At 55.6% G+C, this 250-nt stretch carries 1 protein-coding gene; it reads right to left on the reverse strand.

The genetic code is table 11. The features are described 5' to 3' along the window. The coding region (locus tag SB717_RS38215; protein ID WP_486360816.1) for a hypothetical protein at window positions 1-250 on the reverse strand (250 nt) is incomplete at both ends.

Below are 250 nucleotides of genomic sequence, written 5' to 3' on the forward strand. Positions count from 1 at the left end.
GCAGCAGGAGGGCTTTTTCCAGCACGCTGGTGACCGCGATCTCAGAAGCAAGCCGCTGTGCCAGGATTTCTTGGTCGGGTTCGTCGCGTAGTGCAGTAATGACGCCCCGGGTGATGGGCATTGAATTGCTACCTGCGGACTTCAAGTTTTCTATGCTTGGCGGCTTGGCCCCAGATATGAGTTCGTGGAGTGCTTCCAGTTTTGACTCGTACTCTTCTTGGATTAATGGGGTGAGGCCAACGCCGGCTGT

It is taken from the genome of Priestia sp. SIMBA_032, assembly GCF_046535215.1.
Lineage (GTDB): Bacteria > Bacillota > Bacilli > Bacillales > Bacillaceae_H > Priestia > Priestia aryabhattai.